Genomic DNA, 24,005 nt, shown 5'->3' with positions numbered 1-24,005 from the left:
CAGCACTTGCGGCCGGAATCGGGGCGCCAGACCCCGCGACCAAACCACAACCGGGAGACCTTCATGACCATTATGCAAAAGCTTTTCGGCGCCACCGCCGCGCTTGCCCTGACGGCGGGCGCAGCACTCGCCGATCCTGCCCTGATCTTTGACCTGGGCGGCAAGTTCGACAAATCCTTCAACGAGTCCGCTTTCACCGGCGCCCAGCGCTGGGCCGAGGAAACCGGCGGCTCCTACAACGAGGTCGAGCTTCAGTCCGACGCGCAGCGCGAGCAGGCCCTGCGCCGCTTCGCCGAAAACGGCAACAATCCGATCGTGATGGCCGGCTTCTCCTTCGCGACGCCGCTGACCGAGGTGGCCGCGGATTACCCCGACACCAAGTTCGTCATCATCGACGGCGTCGTCGAGGCGCCCAACGTCCGCAGCGTGATCTTCTCCGAGCATGAAGGCTCCTACCTTGTCGGCATGCTCGCCGCGCTGGCCTCCGAGACCGGCACCGTCGGCTTCATCGGCGGCATGGACATCCCGCTGATCCGCAAGTTCGGCTGCGGCTACGCCCAGGGCGCGGTTGCCGTGAACCCCGACGCCACGGTCATCGCGAACATGACCGGCACCACCCCCGCCGCCTGGAACGACCCCGTGCGCGGCTCCGAGCTGACGCTGGCCCAGATCGGCCAGGGTGCCGACGTGGTTTATGCTGCCGCCGGCGGAACCGGCGTGGGCGTGCTGCAGACCGCGGCCGACGAGGACATCCTGTCGATCGGTGTCGACGCGAACCAGAACTACCTGCACCCGGGCGAGGTCCTGACCTCGATGCTCAAGCGGGTCGACAACGCCGTCTATGACGCCTTCACCGACGGGGCGGATGTCGAGACCGGCCTCAACGTGATGGGCGTCGCCTCGGGCGGCGTGGGCTACGCGCTCGACGAGTACAACGCCGACCTCATCACCCCCGAGATGCAGGCCGCCGTGGACGAGGCCGCCGCGGCCATCGCCGCGGGCGATCTGATGGTGCATGACTACACCTCGGACGAGAGCTGCCCCGCGATCAACTTCTGATCGCATTGGGCCACAGGCCGCAGGATCGGGCCGCGCCAACCCCTTGGCGCGGCCCTTCTACCAGAGAGGGACAGCCATGAGCCAAACCCCCGCCATCGAACTCAAGGGTATCTCCAAGGCCTTCGGTCCCGTCCAGGCCAACAAGGATATCTCGATCCGCGTGATGCCCGGCACGATCCACGGGATCATCGGCGAGAACGGCGCGGGCAAGTCGACGCTCATGTCCATCCTCTACGGCTTCTACAAGGCCGACAAAGGCGAGATCTGGATCAACGGCAAGAAAACCGAGATTCCCGACAGCCAGGCCGCGATTTCGGCCGGCATCGGCATGGTCTTCCAGCATTTCAAGCTGGTGCAGAATTTCACCGTCCTCGAGAACGTGGTTCTGGGGGCCGAGGATTCCGGCCTGCTGAGGCCGTCCCTGACCCGCGCCAGGTCCGAGCTGAAGAAGCTGGCCGAGGAATACGAGCTCAGCGTCGACCCGGACGCCGTGATCGACGACATCGGCGTCGGCATGCAGCAGCGGGTCGAGATCCTCAAGGCGCTCTATCGCGGCGCCGACATCCTGATCCTCGACGAGCCCACCGGCGTGCTGACCCCGGCCGAGGCCGATCACCTGTTCCGCATCCTCGAAGGGCTCAAGCGCGAGGGCAAGACGATCATCCTGATCACCCACAAGCTGCGCGAGATCATGGACATCACCGACACCGTGTCGGTCATGCGGCGCGGCGAGATGACGGCCACGGTCAAGACCGCCGACACCTCTCCGCCCGAGCTGGCCGAGCTCATGGTCGGCCGCAAGGTCCTGCTGCGCGTGGAGAAAACCCCCGCCAGGCCGAAAGAGAAGATCATCGAGGTCCGCGACCTCAACATCACCGACGACAAGGGCGTGCACCGGCTCAAGGGCGTCAGCTTCGACATCCACGCCGGCGAGATCCTCGGCATCGCGGGCGTCGCCGGCAACGGCCAGTCCGAACTGCTGGAGGTCCTCGGCGGCTACGAGAAGGCCACCGGCAGCATCAAGATCCGCGGCGAGGCGATCGACCTCACGGGCGGCAAGTCCGACGGCGCCTCGCGCCGCGCCCGCGGCATCTCCCACGTCCCCGAGGACCGCCAGCGCGAGGGCCTCATCATGGACTATTCCGCATGGGAGAACATCGCCTTCGGCTACCACCACGACGAGGCCTATCGCTCTGGCCCGTTCATGAACAACGCCGCGATCCGCGCCGATTGCGAGGGCAAGATGCAGCGCTTCGACGTGCGCCCCCCCGACCCCAACCTGACGGCCAAGAGCTTCTCGGGCGGCAACCAGCAGAAGATCGTCCTCGCCCGCGAGATCGAACACAACCCCGACCTGCTGCTCGTGGGTCAGCCCACCCGAGGCGTCGACATCGGCGCGATCGAGTTCATCCACCAGGAAATCGTCGCCCTGCGCGACAAGGGCAAGGCGATCCTGCTGGTTTCGGTCGAGCTCGACGAGATCCTGGGACTGGCCGACCGTATCGCGGTGATGTTCGACGGCAGGATCATGGGCGAGCGGCTTCCCGATCAGACCGACGAGAAGGAACTCGGCCTGTTGATGGCCGGCATGACGACCGCCCCGGGCGGCACCCCGCAGGAGGCCTGACGCGATGCGCCGTCTTCCCCCTTCATCTTGGCCAGAAAACTCAATTCCGCCCGTGCAACCCGCACAGACCCCCGACCATAGGAAAGCCTGATGGACCGCATGCCCCGCTGGGCGGATGTCATCCTCATCCCGCTCATCTCGCTCATTCTGGCCGCGCTCCTGTCGGCCCTGGTGATCCTCTTCATCGGCGAATCCCCGATCGAGGCGATCAAGCTGATGATCTCCGGGGCCCTCGGCTCGACCTACGGATGGGGCTACACGCTCTATTACGCGACCAACTTCATGTTCACCGGCCTCGCGGTGTCGGTCGCCTTCCACGCCCGGATGTTCAACATCGGCGGCGAAGGTCAGGCCCTTCTGGGCGGCCTCGGCGTCGCCGTGGTGCTGGTCTACATTCCCTGGCCGCACTGGACGATCGCCCTGCTGGCGGCCACGGCCTCGGCGGCGGCCTTCGGTGCGGCCTGGGCGGCGCTCCCGGCCTATCTCCAGGCCCGGCGCGGCAGCCATATCGTGATCACCACGATCATGTTCAACTTCATCGCCGCCGCCCTGCTGAACTGGGCCCTTGTCGGCCCGATGAAGGCCCCGGGTCAGGAACCGGCGACCGTCTCCTTCCCCGAGGCCACCAACCTGCCCACCCTGCACGACATCTTCGGCATCATCGGCATCGACTGGTCCCGCGCCGCCCCCGCCAACGTCAGCCTTTTCGTGGCCATCGCCGCCTGCGTCGCGGTCTGGGCGCTGATCTGGCGCACGCGGCTCGGCTACGAGATCCGGGCCTTCGGCTATTCCGAGCCCGCTGCAAGGTATGCCGGCATCTCGCCGTTCAAGATCATCATGGTCGCCATGCTGATCTCGGGCGGTCTGGCCGGCTGCATGGCCATCAACAACGTCCAGGGCGAGGCCGAGCGGCTTGTGCTCAACGCCGCCGAGGGCGCGGGCTTCATCGGCATCGCCGTGGCGCTGATGGGCCGCAGCCACCCGCTCGGCGTGTTCCTCGCCGCACTCCTCTTCGGGTTCCTCTATCAGGGCGGGGCGGAACTGGCGCTGTGGATGAACATCCAGCGCGAATTGATCGTGGTGATACAGGCGCTGGTGATCCTGTTCACCGGTGCGCTCGACAACATGATCCGGATGCCGCTGGAAAAGATCTTCCTCGCCGCCCGCCGCAAATCGCCGCCGCCCCCCGGCCCGGACCGCAAATCCACCAGCGCGGAGGCCGCCGAGTAATGGATTTCCTCACCACCCTCCAGGTGCTCGACAGCTCCCTGCGCCAGGCCACGCCGCTGCTGATCGCCTGCCTCGCCGGGCTGTTCTCGGAACGCGCCGGCATCTTCGACATCGGGCTCGAGGGCAAGATGCTCGCGGCCGCGTTCCTCTCGGCCGCGATCGCCGCCGTCACCGGCTCGGTCTGGCTCGGGCTTCTGGCCGGCATCGGCGCCAGCCTGCTCTTTTCGGCGATCCACGGTCTTGCCTCGATCACCTTCCGGGGCAACCAGCTTATCTCGGGCGTGGCGCTGAACTTTCTCGCCGCGGGCATCACCGTGGTGATCGCCCAGGCGTGGTTCGCAGAGGGCGGGCGCACGCCGCAACTCATGGCCGGCGGCCGGTTCGAGCCCATCGTGCTGCCCGGCGCGCTGACCACCTCCGCCGAGATCGCGGAGGCCGGCCCGCTGATGCAGCTGTACTCCGAACTGATCTCGGGCCACGGCCTGCCGGTCTATGCGGCGCTGCTCTTCGTGCCGCTGACATGGTGGGTCCTCTTCCGCACCCGCTTCGGCCTGCGTCTGCGCGCCGTGGGTGAAGCACCGGAGGCCGTCGATACTGCCGGCATCAGCGTCATCGGCCTGCGCTTTGCCGCCGTCGGCATCTGCGGCGTGCTCTGCGGCATCGCCGGGGCCTATCTCGCCACCGGGTTGCAGGCCGGGTTCACCAAGGACATGACCGCCGGCCGCGGCTATATCGCGCTCGCCGCGCTGATCTTCGCGAAATGGCGGCCGTGGTATGCGCTGATGGCCTGCCTGCTGTTCGGCTTTCTTCAGGCCGTTGCGATCCGGTTCCAGAACATCGACCTCGGCGTGATCGAGGTGCCGGTGCAGGTCATGGACGCCCTGCCCTACATCCTGACCGTCATCATCCTCGCGGGCTTCGTCGGCCGCGCCATCCCGCCCCGCGCCGGAGGACAGCCCTATGTCAAGGAACGCTGAAACCGCGGGCGCCCTGGGCGAGACCATCCGCGCCCGCGCCGGAACCGAACCGCCCAAGGTGGCGCTGATCCTCGGCTCCGGTCTCGGCCACCTCGCGGAAGCCGTCGAGGGCGTGGCGATCCCCTATGCCGACCTGCCCGGCTTTCCCGGCGGTCATGTCTCGGGCCACAACCCGAACCTGGTGATCGGCGAGCTCGAAGGCGTGCGGGTCGCCATCCTGGGCGGCCGTGCGCATTACTACGAACAGGGCCGCGCCGACGCGATGCGCCTTCCGCTCGAAGTGCTCACCGCGCTCGGCTGCGACACCCTGATCGCCACCAATGCCGCCGGTTCGATGGACCCTGACATGCCCACGGGCGCGATCATGTGCCTGACCGACCACATCAACTTCTCCGGTCTGAACCCCTTGATCGGAGAGGCCACGGATGCCCGCTTCGTGCCGATGAAGGACGCCTACGACCCAGCCCTGCGCGCGCATCTGATGGCCGCCGCCGACAGCACCGGAACCCCGATGCACCAGGGCGTCTATGCCTGGTATTCCGGCCCCAGCTTCGAGACCCCGGCGGAGATCCGCGCGATCCGGATGCTGGGCGCCGACGCAGTGGGCATGTCCACCGTGCCCGAGGTGATCCTCGGCCGCTTCCTCGGCCTGCGCTGTGCGGCAATCTCGACCATCACCAACATGGCCGCAGGCATGTCGGACGAGGCGATCAGCCACGAACACACCAAACAGATGGCCCCCCTCGGCGCGGCGAAACTGGAAACCGTGCTGCGCGCCGCTCTGCCCGCGCTCTGAGCCGGGCGGTCACAATGCGGGGGGCGCCAGCCCAAGCCCCGTTGCGCTGCGGCGCGGCGCGGGGCAACCTGAGCCAATGCAGATCTACCTCCCCATCGCCGAGGTCTCGGTCAACGCCTTCCTGTTGCTGGGCATCGGTGGGATCGTGGGCATCCTGTCGGGTCTGTTCGGCGTCGGCGGCGGATTCCTGATCACGCCGCTGCTGTTTTTCGTGGGCATCCCCCCGGCCGTGGCCGTCGCCACCTCGGCCAACCAGATCGTCGCCTCTTCGGTCTCGGCCGTGATCGCCCATTTCCAGCGGCGCAACGTGGACCTGCGAATGGGCACGGTCCTGCTGGTCGGCGGCCTCATCGGGTCCACCCTGGGCGTCTGGCTGTTCTCGATCCTGCGGTCCATGGGACAGGTCGACCTGTTCGTAAGCCTTTGCTACGTGGTCTTTCTGGGCTCGGTGGGCGGGCTGATGTTCGTGGAAAGCCTCAACGCCCTGCGCCGCTCACGCCGGCCCGGGGCGCCGCTTCAACGGCGCAAGCACGGGCTTGCCCACACCCTGCCGTTCAAGATGAAATTCCGGATCTCCGGCCTCTACATCTCGGTCATTCCGCCGCTGCTGGTCGGGCTGGTCGTCGGCATCCTGTCGGCCGTGATGGGGGTGGGCGGCGGCTTCATCATGGTGCCCGCGATGATCTATCTGCTGCACATGCCGACCAAGGTGGTGATCGGCACGTCGCTCTTTCAGATCATCTTCGTCACCGCCTACACCACCCTGCTGCACGCGACGACGAACAAGACGGTGGACATGCCGCTTGCGGTGATCCTGCTTCTGGGCGGGGTCATCGGCGCACAGTTCGGCACGCGGATCGGCGCCCGGATGAAGGCCGAACAGCTTCGCATCCTGCTGGCGCTGCTCGTGCTCGCGGTCTGCGGCAAGCTGGCACTCGATTTGCTGATTCAGCCCGCCGAGGTCTACTCCATCGCCCGCGAGGGCACCGCATGATCCGGCTCGCGCTGCTGTGGCTTGCGCTTGTCGCGACCCCGGCCCGCGCCGAGGAGGTCGTTCTCGGCCTGAGCCAGGACGAGGTGTCGATCACGGCGACGTTTGACGGGTCGGAAATCCTGATCTTCGGGGCGGTGAAACGCGATGCCCCGATCCCGGCGGGGGGTCCCCTCTCCGTCATCGTCACGGTCCAGGGCCCGCGCGAGCCGGTGGTCGTGCGCCGCAAGGACCGCGTTGCCGGCATCTGGGTCAATACCGACGCCATGCCGATGGATCTGGCGCCGTCATTCTATGCCGTGGCCACCACCGGCCCGTTCTTCGACGTCATCAGCCACACAGAGGACCTGCGCCACCAGGTCTCGATCGAGCATGCGATCCGCGCCGTCGGCGACCGCGAGGGCATCACCGACCCGGAGCGCTTTCGCACTGCACTGATCCGCATTCGGACCGGTCAGAACCTTTACCAGCAGCTCGAGGGGGCCGTGGAATTCAGCGAGTCGACGCTGTTCAACACCTCGATCTCCCTGCCCGCCAACCTGACCGAGGGCGCCTATGCCACGCGGATCTTCCTGACCCGGGACGGCGCCGTCGTCGACACCTACGAGGGCGTCATCCAGGTGCAGAAGGTGGGGCTGGAACGGTTCCTGTTCAACCTCGCGCAGCAACAGCCGCTGGCCTACGGACTGCTGTCCCTGTTCATCGCGATCACCGCGGGCTGGGGCGCCTCCGCGGCCTTCCGGGCGCTGAAATCCTGACGCCCGCGAGGGGCTAACCGCGTCCGATCAGCGGCATCTTGGTCGCCATCAAGGTCTGGAACAGGACATTGGCCGACAGCGGCAGTTCGGCCATGGCCATAACCGCGTCGGCCACGTGCTGCACGTCCATGGTCGGCGGCGCCGGCTGGCCCGCGGCCTCCGCCCGCTCCTTGAGCATCGCCACCATTTCCGTCTCGGCATTGCCGATGTCGATCTGCCCGGCGGCGATGTCGAATGCCCGGCCGTCCAGCGCGAGGGTCTTGGTCAGCCCGGTGACACCGTGCTTGGTCGCGGTGTAGGTCACCGACCCCTCGCGCGGGCGGTCCGCCGAGACCGAGCCGTTGTTGACGATCCGCCCGCCCATGGGCGCCTGCCGCCGCATGATCCCGAAGGCCGCCCGTGCGCACAGGAACATGCCGGTCAGGTTGACGCCCACCGCCTGCATCCAGTCCTCCACCGGGATCTCGTCGATGGGCGCGGGCGGGGTGAAGATGCCCGCGTTGTTGAACAGGAAATCGAGCCGCCCGGTGTGGCTCGCGAAGTCCGAAAAGGCCGCCTCGACCTGCGCCGTGTCGGTCACATCGGCAGGCAGGACCACCGCGTCCCGCCCTTTGGCCAGCGCCTGCAGCGCCTCCTCGCGGCGGGCCAGCAGGCCCACGGTCCAGCCCGCGTCCAGCAGGGACAGGGCCACCGCCCGGCCGATCCCGCTGGAGGCGCCGGTCACGATCGCGGTCTTCATGGCTCTTGCTCCTCCAGCTTGAACGGTGCAGGGGCGCGGCCCAGGTCATCGGTGCGCAGCGGCCCGCTTGGCCGCGCCAGCCGGTTGCGCACGACCCAGCGCAGCTCTCGCTCTGCCCGGGTCACGGCAACATAGGCCAGCCGCTTCCACAGGGGCTGGCCGGCCTCGACCCGGCCCATCTGCGCGGCGGCGTAGATATCGGGCGCAAAGACCTGCACCGCGTCCCATTGCGAGCCCTGCGCCTTGTGGATCGTGACCGCCGCCCCATGCAGGAAGGTCGCGCCCATGGTGGCGGCGAAGGGGATGAAGGGCTCTTCCTCGCCCTCCTTCTCGATCTTGACGATGGACGCGGCCGACACCTGCGGCTCTTCGGCGCCGAACACGTGGAGCCGCGAAAAGCCCGGCCGCTTGCCGGGTCCAAGATAGACGACCTGCGCACCCTTGATCAGCCCTCGCGCCTCCAGATCCAGCCGCTTCTTGCGGTGCTTCATCGGCAGCTCGATCCCGTCGCAGATCAGCGGCTCGCCCTCCAGAAGCTCATCCACCGGCGCCTCGAAGGCGGAGCGAAACGCGTGGATCAGGCGGATTCGGGTCTTGTTGCGCCAGACCAGCACCGGCGAGCGGGCCATCAGATCGCTCTCGACCCGCCCGGCCCAGACCACCCGGGGATCCTTCTTGGAAGCCTCCTCCACAAGTCGCTCGAAGGCATGGAAATCGACCGCGGGGTCGGCCAGCGCATGAGCGAGGTCGAGGATCGGATTGTCCTCCGCCTGCCTGTGAACGCGCGACAGCTCGAGCTTGCGCGGGGCCTCGATCTTGTCGAAGACCATCCCGCCGGTGGATTGAACCGGCGGCAATTGCGCAGGATCGCCGAACAACAACAGCGTCGGAAAGATCTCCTTAAGGTCGTCGAACTGCTTCTGGTCGAGCATCGAGCTTTCATCGACAAAGCCGATGTCCAGCGGCTCTTCGCGGCGTTTCCAGCCGGTGATGAAATCCGAGCCGCGCAGCCCGGCCGAGGCCAGGGCGGCGGGCACCGACCCGTGGACCTGGAACGAGGCAAACGCGCGGTCGAGCGCCGAGTCCGACAGCCCCTCGACCTCGGGCCGGTCGCCGTCGCCGGCCAGCCACTCGGCGACCTTCTCGAATTCCGGATCGTAGACCGGCGTGTAGATGATCCGGTGGATCGTGGTGGCCGGCACCCCGCGCGAGCGCAGGACGCTGGCGGCCTTGTTCGTGGGCGCGAGGATCGCAAGCGTGCGCCGGTCCTTGGTGCGCCGCCCCTCCCAGTCGCCGGAGACCACCTGGACGCCCATCTCGCGGACCGCGCGGTAGAGCTCGGCCAGCAGCATCGTCTTGCCCGACCCGGCCTTGCCAATCACCGCCAGCACGTTCTCGACCCCCTCGCGCGGCGGCGACACGGTCTCGTCGGCCAGCGAGATGCCGGAGGCGGTCAGCGCCTCGGAGATCGTGTCCCAGGCGCTGGCCTGATCGTCGGAAAATGTGAGCGCAGGCAGGGTCATGGCGCGACCCTATCCGGGCCGCGCGACGGGGGCCAGCGTCGATCAGGCGGCGCGGGCCGCCTGCCGGATCGGGAAGCCCAGCGAGCGCTCGAACCACATCTCGGAGAGCTCGGGCGCGATGCCGGCGCGAGAGAACACCTTCTCCGGCTCGGCCTGCTCGTAGGCCCAGAGCCCCACCGAAATCGCCCCGCGCCCCTTGCCGAGGGTGCCCAGTACGTCGGGGGAGGCCCCGATCATCCGGTAGATCCGCACCATCCGGGCATCGAAGACACCGACCATGTGCGCCAGGGAAAAACCGCGCATGACCTCGCCGCAGGCGACCATCAGGGCACCGGCGACGCGGCTCTCGGCGTTGCGCGAAAGGCAGAAGCGGGTGCATTCCCAGATGAAGGGCGAGCGGATCTCGACCCCGTCCGTCAGGTGGACGAAGTGATCGTTGACCATGGTCCGCCCGGTCGTGGGCAGGAACCGCATGGAGCCGCCGTGCAGACCCTCGGGCGTTTCCCAGATCACGTAGAGTGGGTTCATGTCGTCGTAGTCGTCGCGCTCGTGGCCATCCTCGTTCACGCTCACCTCCCAGCCGAGGCGGGTCGAGAACTGGTCGGCGCGGTCGCGGAACATGCTTTCCTTGAGACGCGGGAATTGGTCGAGTTGGTCAGCGTAGATGTAGCGCAGCATGTGTCAGGTCTCCGTCCGGGGCTTGTTGCTCTGGACGGAAATCTACGGTCGGGGTGGTTAAGTGCGCGGAAAGCCAACGTGCGACGGTTAAGGCCGCGCTGCGCCCGCGTCCGGCGCAACGGGGCGGCGCAACGGATGGACAGTCAGCGCACGGCGGCCATGGCGACGGGCTCGACGTCGCGTTCGCTGATCTGCGGCCAGCCCCCCTTGGCGGACCGGGCGGCCCCGCCGAGGACGATCAGGCCCTCGCCGACGGCGCGGGCGACCGCGTGGATCGTGTTGAGCGCACCGAGCTTGAAACGCGCACTTTCGATATAGGCCCGCAAGGTATGCTCGGAGATCGAGAGCATGTCGGCCACCTGTCCGCGGCCGTATCCCATGGCAAGGAACGTCAGCGCGTCGATCTCGCGCGGCGAGAGGGATTTCGACGGTTCGGGCGCTCGGGCCCCCGCAAGCTCCAGCGCTTTCTGGTTGAAGAAATGAGCGGCCAGGATCAGGTCCCTCTGGTGAGCGAGGGTGAATTTCGCCCACTCCTCATCGTCGCTCGAATGCGAGATGCTGAATAGCGCGAACTGCCCGTTGGGCCCGCGGATCGGAATGGAAAATCCTTGCGTTCCAACGCCATGGGCGATGGATTCGCTGCGGAAGGCTCGGGCAGCCTTGGACGACCAGTCAAGCCTTTTCCAGTCGACCGGGTGGAACCGCTGGTAACAGCCGATGATGACCGGATCGACGCGCAGGTAATCCTCGACCACGTATTTGATGCACCACTCCCGGGAGTAGGTGCCGCAGCCGTACTGCTGCCCATCGGCGCTGACCCAATGATAGACACAATGCAGGACTCCGAAATGATCCCTGAGCTGCTGGGCGATATCCTGCAGGTCTTCAAGCCGAGCGACGGCTTGCAAGTTCTCCAAAGTTGATTCCAAAGTCACCGCTGTCACCGTACACCCTACCGGGCGCCCCGAATTCGGTCCTGGACACGATCTCTGCCGCCGCCACGATCGACGCCAGCTCTATCTGATCAGCCAGCCGCGGCATGTCGTTTGCCTCGGCAAAGGCCCCCAGGTCGGCGAGAACGTCCAGTATCCACTTGTTTCCCATGTCGACAATCTCCGGCAGAAGTTAACGATTCCTTACCAACCTAGAGTAGCAGAACCGTATTAATGAAAATATTCGCGGTTTCTTTCCCCCCAGAAATAGTGGGGGCCTGCCGAAGCAAGCCCCTGTATTCGCGATATCCGTCTGTCGGGCCCCGTCAGTAGGGCGAGTCGGCCAGCGCATCCTCCCAGGTCCGGATGCCGGTTCGGGGCGTCTGGACCAGCACGGCCATGTTCCCCGGCTTGTGTTCGTTGCGGCGCATCTTGGTATGGGCCTTGGGGATATCCTCCCAGGGGAAGACCTCGGACATGCAAGGGTCCAGCCGGCGTTCCACCATCAGCTTGTTGGCGGCCGCCGCCTGCCTGAGGTGGGCAAAATGCGAGCCCTGCACGCGCTTCTGATGCATCCAGAGGTAGCGCGCGTCGATGGTCAGGTTATAGCCGGTAGTGCCGGCACAGATCACGACCATCCCGCCGCGCTTGCAGACGAAGGTCGACACCGGGAAGGTCGCCTCGCCGGGGTGTTCGAACACCATGTCGACATTCACGCCCTTTCCGGTGATCTCCCAGATCGCCTTGCCGAACTTGCGCACCTCCGTGAACCAGCGCTTGTAGTCGTCGGTGTTCACCGTGGGCATCTGGCCCCAGCAGTCGAAATCCTTGCGGTTGATGACACCCTTAGCCCCGAGCGACATGACGAACTCGCGCTTGTCCTCTTCCGAGATCACCCCGATGGCGTTGGCGCCCGCGGTGTTGATCAGCTGGATCGCATAGGACCCCAGCCCGCCGGACGCGCCCCAGACCAGCACGTTCTGGCCGGGCTTGAGCTCGTGCGGGTGGTGCCCGAACAGCATCCGGTAGGCGGTGGCGAGGGTCAGCGTGTAGCAGGCGCTCTCTTCCCAGGTCAGGTGCTTGGGGCGGGGCATGAGTTGCTGCGACTGCACACAGGTGAACTGCGCGAAAGAGCCGTCCGGCGTCTCGTAGCCCCAGATCCGCTGGGACGGGGAATCCATCGGGTCGCCGCCGTTGCAATGCTCGTCGTCGCCGTCGTCCTGGTTGCAGTGGATGACAACCTCGTCGCCGACCTTCCAGCGGGTGACCTTGTCGCCCACCGCCCAGACGATGCCCGAGGCGTCGGAGCCAGCGATGTGGAACTCCGCCTTGTGCACGTCGAAGGGCGAGATCGGAACCCCGAGACCGGCCCACACGCCGTTGTAATTCACGCCCGCCGCCATGACCATGACGATCACTTCGCTGCTGTCGGGCTTGGGCACGTCCACCACCTCGACCTGGAACGCCTCTTCGGGTTCGCCGTGGCGTTCGCGGCGGATCGCCCAGGCATACATCTTCGCGGGCACGTGGCCGAGGGGCGGCATCTCGCCCACCTCGTAGAGGTCTTTCTTGGGCAGCGACTGTGCGGCAATGGCGTTCTGATCAAGGGCCATGTCAACCTCCATCTCTGGGCATCCTCATCCTGCTGCGCCGCAGAATCACGACGCCTCGTTGACCGATCTAGAATCGGTGAAGAAACAAAGCAACCCTTGGTGGCCTCTTTTTGTAATTTTATTGCTTTGTAGATTTTTTGATCCCGGGCTGGATCTGCCCGGGCGCATCGAAGTGATGACCGATCGAGGCCGCGTAGAAGCTCAGCGCCCCGCGGTCGTTTTCGTCCGGCGCCCCGTCGGACGTGACGATCCGACGCTCCACAAGTCGGTCGAGGCCCTTCCTGGTCACCTCCGCGGCAGAGCCCTCGGTCCGCGGGGCCCCGTCGGCATCCAGCGCGGTCAGGGCCTCGGCGACAACGCGTTCGATCTCCGGCCCCCGGGCGCCCCCGAGGATCGCCCAGGAGACGAGCGGCACGGCCAGGACCGGCATCGTCGACGAGATGCGCGAGAGCAGCCCCGCCGCGAGCTCGGCCACATCCCGGCCACCATCGGGCAGATCGCCGGGCCGGAGGGGTGCACCGAAGCTGACGCCCGCTTCGCCGAATTTCCGGAACCGCCAGGTGATGCGCAGCCAGAAATGGCGGATGACGGCCCACATCGCGCGCCAGGCAGAAACCCCGAACCGACGCGCCCCGGCCTTGTGGGCCGCGATCAGGACACGGTCCTCCAGCACCCGGTCGTAGTTCAGCGCGACGGGGACGAACACGACCTTCTTCGCCGCCTCCCCCTCGACGAGGTAGCTGAGGATGCCCAGCTTCGGGTCTGCCAGGCGGCCGGTCAGGCTCAACCCGCCCTCGGGGAAGATCGCCTGCGTGACACCGCCGTCCGTGGCCATCTGGACATAGCGGGCAAGCACCCGCCGGTAGAGCTGCCCGCGCGACCGGCGGCGGATGAAATAGGCGCCCATCATCCGGATCACCGCCGAAAGCGGCCAGACCCGCGCCCATTCGCCCACCGCATAGGACAGCGTCGTGGACTGGCTCACCAGGTAGGTCACGAGGACGTAGTCCATGTTGCTGCGATGGTTCATGACGAAGACGACCGTGGCGTCCGATTCCACCTCTTGCAGCGCTTCCTGCGCATAATGTGTGACCCGCACGGAATAGAGCGACCGGGCGAGCCATCGCGTCAGCCGGATGCCGAAGCCGAAGTACGCCGTCGCGGAAAAACGCGGCACGATTTCGCGGGCGTAGCGGCGGGCGGTCTCGAAGGCGACATTCTCGGGCACCTTCTCGCGGCGGGCATGGTCGACAATCGCGCGGGTGATCTCGGGATCATAGATCAGGCGCTGAATCATGTCGTGGCGCCGCGCCAGCTTGAACGGCTCTATCGGGCGCTGAAGGCGTTGGTTCAGCTGCGCCACGATGCGCTCCGCCCGGCGGCGAAAGAACCAGCGGACGGACGGGAACAGGAAATGCGACGCAAAGGTCACCGCCGCAAACAGCAGGATCAGCAGAAAGAGCCACAGCGGCAGGGAGACGTCACGAGTCATGTGGCACGGTCGCAGGGTTCGGCGCCCGCGTAAATCCCGTCATGCCGCAGCGCGGCGCGTTGACAGCGGCATAAAGTGTCGTATATGCCGCATCTGATGTAATATTCTTGCGCAACGTGAAGTGAGCCCGCGATGACCCAGCCCAAATCCGACAGAAGCGATCGCCCCTGGCTCTTTCGCACCTATGCCGGGCATTCCACGGCCGCCGCGTCCAACGCACTCTATCGCGGCAATCTGGCCAAGGGGCAGACCGGGCTGTCGGTAGCCTTCGATCTGCCGACCCAGACCGGCTATGACAGCGACCACGTCCTGGCACGGGGCGAGGTCGGCAAGGTCGGCGTGCCGGTCTGCCATCTCGGCGACATGCGGATGCTGTTCGACGCGATCCCGCTGGAGGAGATGAACACCTCGATGACGATCAACGCCACCGCCCCCTGGCTGCTCGCGCTCTACGTCGCGGTGGCCGAGGAGCAGGGGGCGGATGTCTCGAAGCTGCAGGGCACGGTGCAGAACGACATCATCAAGGAGTATCTCTCGCGCGGGACCTATATCTGCCCGCCGGAGCCGTCGCTTCGGATGATCACCGACGTGGCGGCCTATACCCGGGCGCATATGCCCAAGTGGAACCCGATGAACGTCTGCTCCTACCACCTGCAGGAGGCCGGGGCGACGCCGGAGGAGGAGCTTGCCTTCGCGCTGGCCACGGCGACGGCGGTGCTGGACGACCTCAAGGGCAAGGTGCCGGCGGCGGAGTTCCCGGCGATGGTCGGTCGGATCTCGTTCTTCGTGAACGCGGGGATCCGGTTCGTGACCGAGATGTGCAAGATGCGCGCCTTCGTCGAGCTTTGGGACGAGATCTGCATGACGCGCTACGGCGTCGAGGATCCCAAGTACCGGCGTTTCCGCTACGGCGTTCAGGTCAACTCGCTGGGGCTGACCGAGCAGCAGCCGGAGAACAACGTCCACCGCATCCTGATCGAGGCGCTGGCCGTGACCCTGTCGAAGAACGCCCGCGCCCGCGCCGTGCAGCTGCCCGCCTGGAACGAGGCGTTGGGCCTGCCCCGGCCCTGGGACCAGCAATGGTCGCTCCGGATGCAGCAGATCCTGGCCTTCGAGACCGACCTGCTGGAATACGGCGATCTGTTCGACGGCAACCCCGTGGTGACGGCAAAGGTCGAGGCGCTGAAGGAGGGTGCGCGCGCCGAACTGGGCCAGATCGACGGCATGGGCGGGGCGGTGGGCGCCATCGGCTACATGAAATCCCGGCTGGTCGAGAGCAACGCGGCCCGGATCGCCGCGATCGAGTCCGGCGAAACCGTGGTGGTCGGCGTCAACCGCTACCAGTCGGGCGAGCCTTCGCCCCTGACCACGGGCGACGATGCGATCATGGCGGCCGATCCGGGGGCCGAGGCCGACCAGCTGCGCCGCCTCGAGGCGTGGCGCGCGGGCCGCGATGGCACGGCGGTCGCGGCGGCACTGGCCGAGCTGCGTCATGCCGCGCGAAACGGCGCCAACATCATGGAGCCGTCGATCCGCTGCGCCCGCGCCGGCGTCACGACCGGCGAATGGGCCGATGTGGTCCGCGCGGTCTTCGGCCAGTATCGTGCGCCCACGGGCGTGTCCGAGAACCCCTCCAACCGCACCGAGGGCCTCGACGAGATCCGCGCCCGGGTCGACGCGGTGTCGGATGGGCTTGGACGGCGGCTGAAGTTCCTGATGGGCAAACCGGGGCTCGACGGCCATTCCAACGGCGCGGAACAGATCGCCGCCCGGGCGCGGGATTGCGGCATGGACATCACCTATGACGGCATCCGCATGACCCCGGCGGAAATCGTCGCCGCCGCCGCCGACCAGAAGGCCCATGTCATCGGGCTGTCGATCCTGTCGGGCAGTCACCTGCCCCTGATCGAAGACGTGATGCAGAGAATACGGGCCGAAGGGCTCGGCCATATCCCGGTGATCGTGGGCGGCATCATTCCCGAGGACGACAAGGCAAAACTTCAGGCAATGGGCGTGGCACGGGTCTATACGCCCAGGGATTTCGAGCTGAACCGGATCATGGACGATATTGTCACCCTGGTGGATCCGGCGGCCGTCGCGGCCGAATAGACGCCAAACGCCACGTCAAGCAATGTATCGAGACGCACCGACTTTGCGTAATCCTCTTGCCTTGTCTGAGAATAAGGATCATCTAGCGGGAATCGTGTGGTTTAACGAGTCAAACCAAACAACGAAAACAGGATTCCAAGATGTCTGTCGATCTTTCAGCAATGACCCGCAAAGAACTCGATCAACTTTCCAAGGATATTGAAAAGCAGATCGATCGCCTCAGCAGGGACGAGCAGAAAGCCGCCCTCGAGGCTGCCGAGCGGGCCGCGCGCGAGCATGGCTATTCCCTGGCGGAATTGACCTCCATGGGTGCGGTGCGCAAAACCAAGTCTTCGAGCGTCAATCCGCCGAAGTACCGCAACCCCGAGAACCCCAAGCAGACCTGGACCGGCAAGGGCCGTCGCCCGGACTGGATCAAGGCCGCCCAGGTCAAGGGCGAGGACCTGTCGAAGTTCGAGATCGGCTGATGACGATCCATATAGGGGCCGCGCCGGGCCAGATCGCCGAGACGGTCCTGATGCCCGGCGACCCCTACCGTGCGCGCTGGGCGGCCCAGACTTTTCTCGACGATGCGATTCTCGTGAACGAAGTGCGGGGAATGCTGGGCTATACCGGGACGTGGAAAGGCAATCGCGTCACGATTCAGGGTTCGGGCATGGGCATGCCCTCCCTGTCCATCTACGCGAACGAGTTGATCCGGGATTTCGGGGCACAGACGCTGATCCGGATAGGCTCCTGCGGCGGAATGCAGGCGGAGGTGAACCTCCGGGACGTCGTGCTTGCTCTGACGGCCTCGTCCCTCTCGACTCCCTCTTCAGGGATATTCCGCGATCTGAATTTCGCGCCCGCGGCGAATTACAATCTTCTGCGGGCGGCCGCAATTGCCGCTACGGACAGGGGTGTCAAAACCCACGTGGGCGGGATCTATTCCACGGATGTCTTTTATGACGAGCGGCCCGACCTGACCGAACAGATGACCCGCCACGGTATTCTGGCCGTCGAAATGGAAACGGCCGAGCTCTATACGCTCGCGGCAAGACACCGGCGCCGCGCCCTGGCCGTCCTGACCGTCAGCGATCATTTGCAGACCGGCGAAGAGCTGCCCTCCGAGGAACGGGAACGATCCTTCGGCGACATGGTCGAAATCGCGCTGGAGGCGGCCTTCGCCTGAGCTAGCGCCCGTGGCTTCGATCGTAGGGATTGACCGCGGGCGCCGTCCAGCCTTCGGGCGGCTCGGCCGTCCAGACCTCCATCTCGAGCGGATGACAGGCTGCGGCATCGCTGGAATGCTCCGCCCCGCAATCGCCGCCCGGGCAGGCGCTGAGGACCGCGAGCAGATCGACCTCGGCAAAGAAAGTCAGGTGGTCGCCGGGGCGCACCGGGCTCGCCTTCATGAAATACTGCCCCGTGTCGCGGGTGAACCCGGTGCACATGAAGACGTTGAGCACGTCGTGCACCAAGGGCTCCGCAGTCCGCGGCGGGACCTCCATCCAGTCGGCCAGCGCCCGGGTCAGATTGGAATGGCAGCAGTGGTGATAGTCGCCGCCGCCCAGGAGCCGCCCGGTGTAGGGGTCGCAGCGGGTCCCGATGACATCGTGCACGGCCCCGCCGAACGCGTCGATTCCGTACCAGCCAAGCGTGTCCTGCACGATCGTCGCCAGGGGCCGGAGATAGGGGAAGCTCGACCACAGCCGATCTCCGGCGGTGACATGGCTGCCGTGCAGGGCCCGGGTCTTGCCGGAGTAGAACCGCTCTTGCAGGTCGGCCGCGTTGAAGAGGTTCAGGTCCCCGACCTGGGGGCCCTCGACCGACTTGATCCTGAGGAACGAGCCGGCCGGGATCTCGGCGGTCCCGGCCTCTCGCGGCGGGACGCGGACGGTCCCCTTGTGCCACGTGGAGGCCAACGATGTCCGGTAGAGGTCCATCGGCGGAGGAGGCAGGGTCTCGGTCGGATAGCAGATCACGGGCGGGATCGCGCGGCGGGCCTCTGCGTCTGGCGGGACATCTGTCATGGCGGTTCCTCTCGTCGTCGCCGCCAGGATGCCAGCCCGCTGCCGGAAGTCCATCGCTGGGCGACCTCCGGCAGCGGATTTGTCAGCCCGCTCCGGGCGGTGCCACCGGTGCCGCCGGAAGTGGCGCCTTGCGCCGCCACAGGCCCTCGCCCGGGGCGCCGTACCAATCCTCGTTCCGGGTCAGCCACATCGTCGCCGCAAGCGCCCCGAAGGCCAGCGTCGCCCCGGCCAGCAGCGCGTAATCCGCCGACCGCAGGATCAGGAACAGCACGGCATATAGCGCGGCAAGCAGCCCGCCCAGCGCCCATGTCCGCCGGCCCAGTTTCAACGCGGCCCAGCCGTAGCCCGTCAACAGGGTCGTCACCGCCCCCGCCGACAGGAAATAGGCCGGCGCAAAGCCGATCTGTTCGGCATAGGCGACCATGAGCAGGACAAAGACCGACTGGACCAGCCCGATCAGCAGGTATTGCACCGGGTGAACCGGACGCCTGTGCCGATCCTCGATCAACAACACCGTCAGGAAGGTCAGCGCGATATAGAGGATCCCGTAGCGCGCCGCGCGGTAGGCCTTCTGGTAGAAGTCGTTGGGCTGGTAGTAGCGCAGCCCGAAGGCCGCGGCCCGGGCGGCGCGCATCTGATCCTCGCGCGACACCAGCGGCAGCGGCCGCGCCAGGTGCGGGATCGTCCAGTGCGCCTCAAAGCCGGACTCCGAGACCTCCATGCTGTCGGGCAGGTAGACGCCGTCAAAACTGGGGTGGGGCCAGTCGCCGCTTATCGTGACGTCGGTCGTGCGCCCGCCGGGCGCCACATAGAGCGCCCCCGCCCCGTTGAACCCGAGGTCCAGCCGATAGGCGCCGAGGTCCCTCGGATCGCCCGTCCCGGCGCGAATTCCGCCACCGGCAAGGGGCTCCAGCGCGAGCCGTCGACCGCCGGAGGTCAGAGACGCATCACCGCGGAGCGCACGGCTGTCGCCGACCTCGATCTGCAGCTCGGCCTCGCCCCAGAGGATCGTCTCAGCAGGCCCGACGGCGGCCTCGAGGTCCGACAGGTCGAATGCGAAATCGACACCGGCCCGGGCCTCGTAGACCGGCACGCGGAAGATCCCGCGTTCGCGCTCTCGGCTGCGGGTGGAGAGCTGCGCCGAAAAGGTCTCGGGCCAGACATGCAGGGCGTCGGTGCGGACGATCCCGGTGACATCGACAAGCTCGAACCGGGGCTCGCCGGTCTCGGGGTCGATCGTCTCGCGCCGTTCCTCGCGGGTCACCGGCCCCTCGACCGGAATCACGAGTTGCGGGCCGGTCAGGCGCTGGATGCCGCCCCATTCGCGGCCGACCTCGGCGATGGTGTCGCGGGAATACTCCGCCCGCTCCTCGATCACGACGGCGACGAAGAATAGCGGGATGAACATGAAAAGCGTGAGCGTCCCGACGACGAGAAATCGAAAGCCGGTGGATCGGAGCATGGCACCTCTCCTTTCTGAACGTTTGCTGTTGCGGGTGCCCGGAGGTTGCGGCGGCGGCCGCGCACTTGTGCCGGAGCGGTCGCCGAGAGTTCGTGCAGCCGGCGCCTCGGCGGTGCGGGACCGTCCGGGCCGGCTGTCGCTACGTCACGGCAACGATTGCGGAACCATCGCCCGTCTCAACCGTCGTCTTGGCAAGGGTCCGGCCCCAGTGCGCAAGGCACACGGCCGATGACACCAATCAGAACAGGAGCAAGCTCATGAAAATTCTTATGGTCCTCACATCGCACGACCAACTTGGCGACACCGGCAACAAGACCGGCTTCTGGCTGGAGGAGTTCGCAGCGCCCTACTATGTCTTCAAGGACGCTGGCGCCGAGGTCACGATGGCGTCGCCGAAGGGCGGGCAGCCGCCGCTCGACCCCGGCAGCGACACCGACGACGCCCAGACCGCGGCCACGAAACGCTTCAAGAGCGACGATGCGGCCCAGCAGGCCCTTGCCAAGACCGAAGTGCTCTCGGACGTCTCGGCCGATGGCTTCGACGCGGTGTTCTATCCCGGCGGGCACGGCCCGCTCTGGGACCTGTCCGAAGACAGCGACAGCCGGGCACTGATCGAGACTTTCGCGGCGAGCGGCCGGCCCGTCGCCGCGGTCTGCCATGCGCCGGCGGTGTTCAAGAACGTTCAGCGGGCGGACGGCAAGCCTTTGGTCCTGGGCAAGACGGTCACCGGCTTCACCAACACCGAGGAAGAGGCCGCAGGCCTGACCAAGGTCGTGCCGTTCCTGGTGGAGGACATGCTCGTCTCCAATGGCGGCAATTACCGGAAGGGCGAGGATTGGGCCTCATTCGCGGTCACGGACGGCAAGCTGGTCACCGGGCAGAACCCGGCATCGTCCGAAGCCGCGGCCCATCGCCTGATGGACCTGGTGTAATCCCCGTCACCGGGGGGCGGCGTGACGTCGCCACCCGGGCAGGCCCCGATGCCGGTCAGCACGGGGCGGCATCTTCCGCCGTGGTCTGCCAGGCCAGGTCGGCCAGGGCGACTGCCCGCGGATCGGTGACCGTGTCCGGGATCGCGGCATTCGTAAGATAGGCGAAACCAAGCCCGCTGTCGGGATCCCCCCAGGCGAGCGATCCGCCCATGCCGGGATGACCGAAACAGCGCGCGCCGCGCGAGAGGGCGATGGACGGCGGCGAATTGAGCGCAAAGCCAAGCGCCATGTTCCTGGCGCCCCCGGTTATCAGGTCGTCGCGCGTGCCTCCGAGCTGTGCGATCGCGGCGTCCCGCCCCAGGCTGTCGATGATCTGATAAGCGCCGACACGCTCTGCGCTCGCGAAAAGCGAGTAGGCGCGGGCGAGGCTGCCCGCATCCGAGACGAGACTGATTGCGGGTGTTTCGGCCGCGAGAAAGGCCGGGGATTGCGTGGTGCGCAACACCTCCGCGAAACTGTCACCCACCGGCACGCAGAGCGACCGGCGCAGCGCGTTGTCAGGATCCGCGAAGGCCGCATCGACGGCAAGGGCCTTGTCGCGCGCGACCTCCGGAATACCCGGTCTGGCCAGCGCGGCCAGCGTCTCGGGGGCGCGGGTTCCGAAACTCATCCTGAGGTCGCTCGGCGTGGCGATATGGCTTTGCAACATGTCGTCGAGGCTGGCGCCCGTCGCCCTGTGGACGCATTCGCCCACGAGCCAACCATAGGTGAGCGCGTGGTATCCGACCTTGCCCACCATCTCCGCCACGGGGGCCATCTCCGCCAGCGCCTCGGCGATTCCGGGCGCCGCGTCCCAGCTTTCCGGGTCGGCGAAATCCGGCATCCCCGGCCGGTCGGGCAGCCAGGGCAGGCCCGCGCGGTGGGTCATGACATCCGCCAGCGTGACCGGAGCCCCGCCTTGCCCGAAGCCCGGCCAGTAGTCGCGGATCGGCGCGAAAGGGTCGAGCGCCCCGTCCCGCGCCAGCCGCGCCACCACCATCGCCGCCACCCCCTTGGAGACCGACCAGGTCACGACCGGCGTGCCCGGTGTCCAGGCCCGGCCGGGCGCCGCCTCGCCGACCCAGGCCCGGCCGATCAGCAAACCGTCCCGCGCGACGGCGACCTCGGCGCCGAATCCCGTCTCCCGCGTCTCCACGCGGGCCAAGGTCTCGCTGAGCCGTGCGCTCAGCGGTGCTTCATGTGCCACCCTTTGCCTCCCCCGATGGTGTCGACTGGCCGGTGACGGTCAGCCCCATGCGTTCCGCCGCGCCGCCCTCGGCCGCGAACTCTTCCATCGCCTGCCGGCGCTGCCTGCTCTGATGACGCTCCTGGCCGATCTGGTTCACGGCCACCGCCGCGATCAGGGCGCCGCCCACCACAAGCCGGCCGATGTTCGGATCCAGCCCCATGGCGGTGATCCCGCTCGTGACCAGACCCAGCAGGATCACGGAGAGGACGACGCCGGTCATCCGGCCCTCTCCGCCGGTGATCGCCACACCGCCCAGAACCACCGCGGTGATGACCTCAAGTTCGAAGCCGATGCCGAAATTCGGGCTTGCGCCACCAAGGCGGCTCGCCGCAAGCACCCCGGCCAGACCCGCCATCAGCCCGCTCGTGGCAAAAAGCCCGAGGGTGATCCGGCGGCCGTTGAGGCCGGCGAATTCCGCCGCCTGCCGGTCGTCGCCGAAGGCCCGGATATGCAGCCCCGACCGGGTCTGCGCGAGCAGGAACGTCGCGGCCAGCGCCACCAGCACAAAGATCAGGATCGGAAGCGGCAGGCCGAAGATCGTCGAACGCCCGAGGATTGTGAAACCGTCGCCGACGCCAGTGACGCTCCGATCGCCTGTGAGGATCAGCACCAGCCCCCGGACGAAGGTCAGCGCCCCCAGCGTTACGATGATCGGCGAGACGTTGATCCGCCAGACGATCAGCCCGTTTATCAGGCCGACGAGCCCGCCCGACGCGATCCCGGCCGCGATCGCCAGAACCGGTGGAATGGACTGGGCGAGAAGGGCCGAGACGACGGCCGACAGCGCAAAGATAGAGCCGATGGACAGGTCGATCTGGCCGGCCACCATCAGCAGGGCCGCCCCGATGGCCGCGATCCCGACGAACGAGATGTTCAGCCCGACGACGCGCAGGCTGGGCAGCGTCAGGAAATTGTCGTTCACGATCTGAACCGTCGCGCAGAAGACCACGATCAGCACCAGAAGCGTGACGTTGCGGATCGCCGCCTCGGATCTCTCCTTATGGGCGCGGGCGCGGGGGCGGGTCTTGGTGGCATCAGTCATGGCCGGACATCCTTGCCGCCAGTTCGGACCGCGACATCCCGGACCGCGGCACATCGGCCACGACGAAGCCGAGGCGAAGCGCGATGATCCGGTCGGCGATCTCGTAGACATCGTCGAGGTTGTGCATGATCACCAGGGCCGCGAGACCGGTATCGGCGACCTTGCGGATCGCATCCAGGGTCGCCGCGGTCTGCTTGATCCCGAGGGCCGCGGTGGGCTCGTCGAAGATGACCATGCGGTCGGCCGCATTTACCGCCCGCGCGATCGCGATGGCCTGGCGCTGTCCGCCCGAGAGCTTTTCGACTGGCAGGTCGATGTTCGGGATCGTCGCCGAGACGGCCTTGAGGCTCTGTTCCGCGATCTCGCGGGCTCTGGCGCGGTCAAACACCTCAATGGGACCGAACCGGAAGCGCCCGGGTTCTCGGCCCAGGACGATATTCTCGGCCGCCGAGAGCTTGTCGCAAAGCGCAAGGTGCTGGTGAACCGTCTGAATGCCGAGGCGCTGCGCCTCGCGCATGTCGTAGCGGCGATAGTCCCGGCCGTCGATCTCGATGCGTCCGTCGTCGGGCGCGAGGGTGCCGCTGAGGATCTTGACCAGCGTGCTCTTGCCCGCCCCGTTGTCACCGACCAGGCAGACGATCTCTCCGCGGTTGATCGACAGAGAAACCTGGTGAAGGGCGCGGACCGCCCCGAAAAAGCGCGTCAGATTCCGGCACACGACGGCGGACCCCGCAGCGGGCGCGTC

At 66.9% G+C, this 24,005-nt stretch carries 23 protein-coding genes; 11 read left to right on the top strand and 12 right to left on the bottom strand.

Annotated elements, in window-relative coordinates; all coding sequences use genetic code 11:
* The first annotated feature begins 63 nt into the window (after positions 1-63).
* The 7 genes from ROA7023_RS03550 (at position 64) to ROA7023_RS03520 (ending at position 7,438) form a co-directional block, all read left to right on the top strand.
* Entirely contained in the window at positions 64-1,059 is a 996-nt protein-coding gene (locus tag ROA7023_RS03550; protein WP_085877695.1) for a BMP family lipoprotein, read from the top strand.
* Positions 1,060-1,135: 76 nt separating this feature from the next.
* Positions 1,136-2,686 (top strand): ABC transporter ATP-binding protein, encoded by a 1,551-nt coding sequence (locus ROA7023_RS03545; protein WP_085877625.1) that lies wholly within the window; start codon positions 1,136-1,138, stop codon positions 2,684-2,686.
* Positions 2,687-2,776: 90 nt separating this feature from the next.
* Positions 2,777-3,916 carry an ABC transporter permease gene (locus ROA7023_RS03540; RefSeq protein WP_085877624.1) on the top strand — a complete coding sequence of 380 codons (1,140 nt, stop codon included), beginning with the start codon at positions 2,777-2,779 and terminating at the stop codon, positions 3,914-3,916.
* Positions 3,916-4,893, top strand: coding sequence for an ABC transporter permease (locus ROA7023_RS03535; protein ID WP_085877623.1), 978 nt, complete (start codon positions 3,916-3,918; stop codon positions 4,891-4,893). Before ROA7023_RS03540 ends, ROA7023_RS03535 begins: the two co-directional genes overlap by 1 nt.
* Positions 4,877-5,689, top strand: coding sequence for a purine-nucleoside phosphorylase (locus ROA7023_RS03530; protein ID WP_085877622.1), 813 nt, complete (start codon positions 4,877-4,879; stop codon positions 5,687-5,689). The genes ROA7023_RS03535 and ROA7023_RS03530 overlap by 17 nt, the downstream gene beginning before the upstream one ends.
* 76 nt (positions 5,690-5,765) lie before the next feature.
* Positions 5,766-6,683 carry a sulfite exporter TauE/SafE family protein gene (locus ROA7023_RS03525; protein ID WP_085877621.1) on the top strand — a complete coding sequence of 306 codons (918 nt, stop codon included), beginning with the start codon at positions 5,766-5,768 and terminating at the stop codon, positions 6,681-6,683.
* Positions 6,680-7,438, top strand: a complete 759-nt coding sequence (locus ROA7023_RS03520; protein ID WP_085877620.1) for a TIGR02186 family protein — start codon at positions 6,680-6,682, stop codon at positions 7,436-7,438. The genes ROA7023_RS03525 and ROA7023_RS03520 overlap by 4 nt, the downstream gene beginning before the upstream one ends.
* Before the next feature lie 13 nt (positions 7,439-7,451).
* Here ROA7023_RS03520 and ROA7023_RS03515 read toward each other — a convergent pair whose 3' ends face one another.
* The 7 genes from ROA7023_RS03515 to ROA7023_RS03485 all read right to left on the bottom strand — a co-directional run bounded on the left by ROA7023_RS03515 (position 7,452) and on the right by ROA7023_RS03485 (position 14,415).
* On the bottom strand, positions 7,452-8,177 hold the full coding sequence (locus tag ROA7023_RS03515) for an SDR family oxidoreductase (RefSeq protein ID WP_085877619.1): 726 nt from the start codon (positions 8,175-8,177) through the stop codon (positions 7,452-7,454).
* A complete protein-coding gene (locus ROA7023_RS03510; protein WP_085877618.1) occupies positions 8,174-9,700 on the bottom strand; it encodes an ATP-dependent DNA helicase in 1,527 nt (508 codons plus the stop codon). The genes ROA7023_RS03515 and ROA7023_RS03510 overlap by 4 nt, the downstream gene beginning before the upstream one ends.
* 42 nt (positions 9,701-9,742) lie before the next feature.
* Positions 9,743-10,378: an acyl-homoserine-lactone synthase gene (locus ROA7023_RS03505; RefSeq protein ID WP_085877617.1), complete on the bottom strand. Its 636-nt coding sequence runs from the start codon at positions 10,376-10,378 to the stop codon at positions 9,743-9,745.
* A gap of 143 nt (positions 10,379-10,521) precedes the next feature.
* Positions 10,522-11,286: a helix-turn-helix transcriptional regulator gene (locus ROA7023_RS03500; protein WP_085877616.1), complete on the bottom strand. Its 765-nt coding sequence runs from the start codon at positions 11,284-11,286 to the stop codon at positions 10,522-10,524.
* Entirely contained in the window at positions 11,264-11,482 is a 219-nt protein-coding gene (locus tag ROA7023_RS03495) for a hypothetical protein (protein ID WP_085877615.1), read from the bottom strand. Before ROA7023_RS03495 ends, ROA7023_RS03500 begins: the two co-directional genes overlap by 23 nt.
* Positions 11,483-11,636: 154 nt before the next feature.
* Positions 11,637-12,923: a crotonyl-CoA carboxylase/reductase gene (ccrA, locus tag ROA7023_RS03490; RefSeq protein WP_085877694.1), complete on the bottom strand. Its 1,287-nt coding sequence runs from the start codon at positions 12,921-12,923 to the stop codon at positions 11,637-11,639.
* Between the two features lie 118 nt (positions 12,924-13,041).
* Positions 13,042-14,415: a 1-acyl-sn-glycerol-3-phosphate acyltransferase gene (locus ROA7023_RS03485; protein ID WP_085877614.1), complete on the bottom strand. Its 1,374-nt coding sequence runs from the start codon at positions 14,413-14,415 to the stop codon at positions 13,042-13,044.
* 132 nt (positions 14,416-14,547) lie between these two features.
* On the opposite strand from ROA7023_RS03485, the gene ROA7023_RS03480 reads away from it, so the two are divergent.
* The 3 genes from ROA7023_RS03480 to deoD all read left to right on the top strand — a co-directional run bounded on the left by ROA7023_RS03480 (position 14,548) and on the right by deoD (position 17,695).
* Positions 14,548-16,524, top strand: a complete 1,977-nt coding sequence (locus tag ROA7023_RS03480; protein WP_085877613.1) for an ethylmalonyl-CoA mutase — start codon at positions 14,548-14,550, stop codon at positions 16,522-16,524.
* A gap of 140 nt (positions 16,525-16,664) precedes the next feature.
* Positions 16,665-16,991 (top strand): H-NS histone family protein, encoded by a 327-nt coding sequence (locus tag ROA7023_RS03475; protein WP_085877612.1) that lies wholly within the window; start codon positions 16,665-16,667, stop codon positions 16,989-16,991.
* On the top strand, positions 16,991-17,695 hold the full coding sequence (deoD, locus tag ROA7023_RS03470; RefSeq protein ID WP_085877611.1) for a purine-nucleoside phosphorylase: 705 nt from the start codon (positions 16,991-16,993) through the stop codon (positions 17,693-17,695). Before ROA7023_RS03475 ends, deoD begins: the two co-directional genes overlap by 1 nt.
* A 1-nt stretch (position 17,696) precedes the next feature.
* Here the strand turns inward: deoD and ROA7023_RS03465 are convergent, their stop codons facing one another.
* A complete protein-coding gene (locus ROA7023_RS03465; RefSeq protein WP_085877610.1) occupies positions 17,697-18,536 on the bottom strand; it encodes an urea carboxylase-associated family protein in 840 nt (279 codons plus the stop codon).
* An 82-nt stretch (positions 18,537-18,618) separates the two neighbouring features.
* Positions 18,619-19,998 carry a cell envelope integrity protein CreD gene (gene creD / locus ROA7023_RS03460; RefSeq protein WP_085877609.1) on the bottom strand — a complete coding sequence of 460 codons (1,380 nt, stop codon included), beginning with the start codon at positions 19,996-19,998 and terminating at the stop codon, positions 18,619-18,621.
* Between the two features lie 257 nt (positions 19,999-20,255).
* Between creD and ROA7023_RS03455 the strand changes: the two genes are divergently transcribed.
* Complete coding sequence (locus tag ROA7023_RS03455) at positions 20,256-20,930, top strand: type 1 glutamine amidotransferase domain-containing protein (RefSeq protein ID WP_085877608.1); 675 nt, start codon at positions 20,256-20,258, stop codon at positions 20,928-20,930.
* A 55-nt stretch (positions 20,931-20,985) separates the two neighbouring features.
* Here the strand turns inward: ROA7023_RS03455 and ROA7023_RS03450 are convergent, their stop codons facing one another.
* The 3 genes from ROA7023_RS03450 to ROA7023_RS03440 are packed head-to-tail and all read right to left on the bottom strand — an operon-like array spanning position 20,986 to position 23,978.
* Entirely contained in the window at positions 20,986-22,176 is a 1,191-nt protein-coding gene (locus ROA7023_RS03450; RefSeq protein ID WP_085877607.1) for a serine hydrolase domain-containing protein, read from the bottom strand.
* A complete protein-coding gene (locus ROA7023_RS03445; RefSeq protein WP_159458435.1) occupies positions 22,166-23,260 on the bottom strand; it encodes an ABC transporter permease in 1,095 nt (364 codons plus the stop codon). Before ROA7023_RS03445 ends, ROA7023_RS03450 begins: the two co-directional genes overlap by 11 nt.
* Positions 23,253-23,978, bottom strand: a complete 726-nt coding sequence (locus tag ROA7023_RS03440) for an ATP-binding cassette domain-containing protein (RefSeq protein WP_159458434.1) — start codon at positions 23,976-23,978, stop codon at positions 23,253-23,255. The genes ROA7023_RS03445 and ROA7023_RS03440 overlap by 8 nt, the downstream gene beginning before the upstream one ends.
* Between the last annotated feature and the right edge of the window lie 27 nt (positions 23,979-24,005).

Source organism: Roseisalinus antarcticus (assembly GCF_900172355.1).
Classification (GTDB): Bacteria; Pseudomonadota; Alphaproteobacteria; order Rhodobacterales; family Rhodobacteraceae; genus Oceanicola; species Oceanicola antarcticus_A.
Note: the sequence above shows the minus strand (reverse complement) of the source record. Positions and strands in the feature narration are given on the sequence as shown.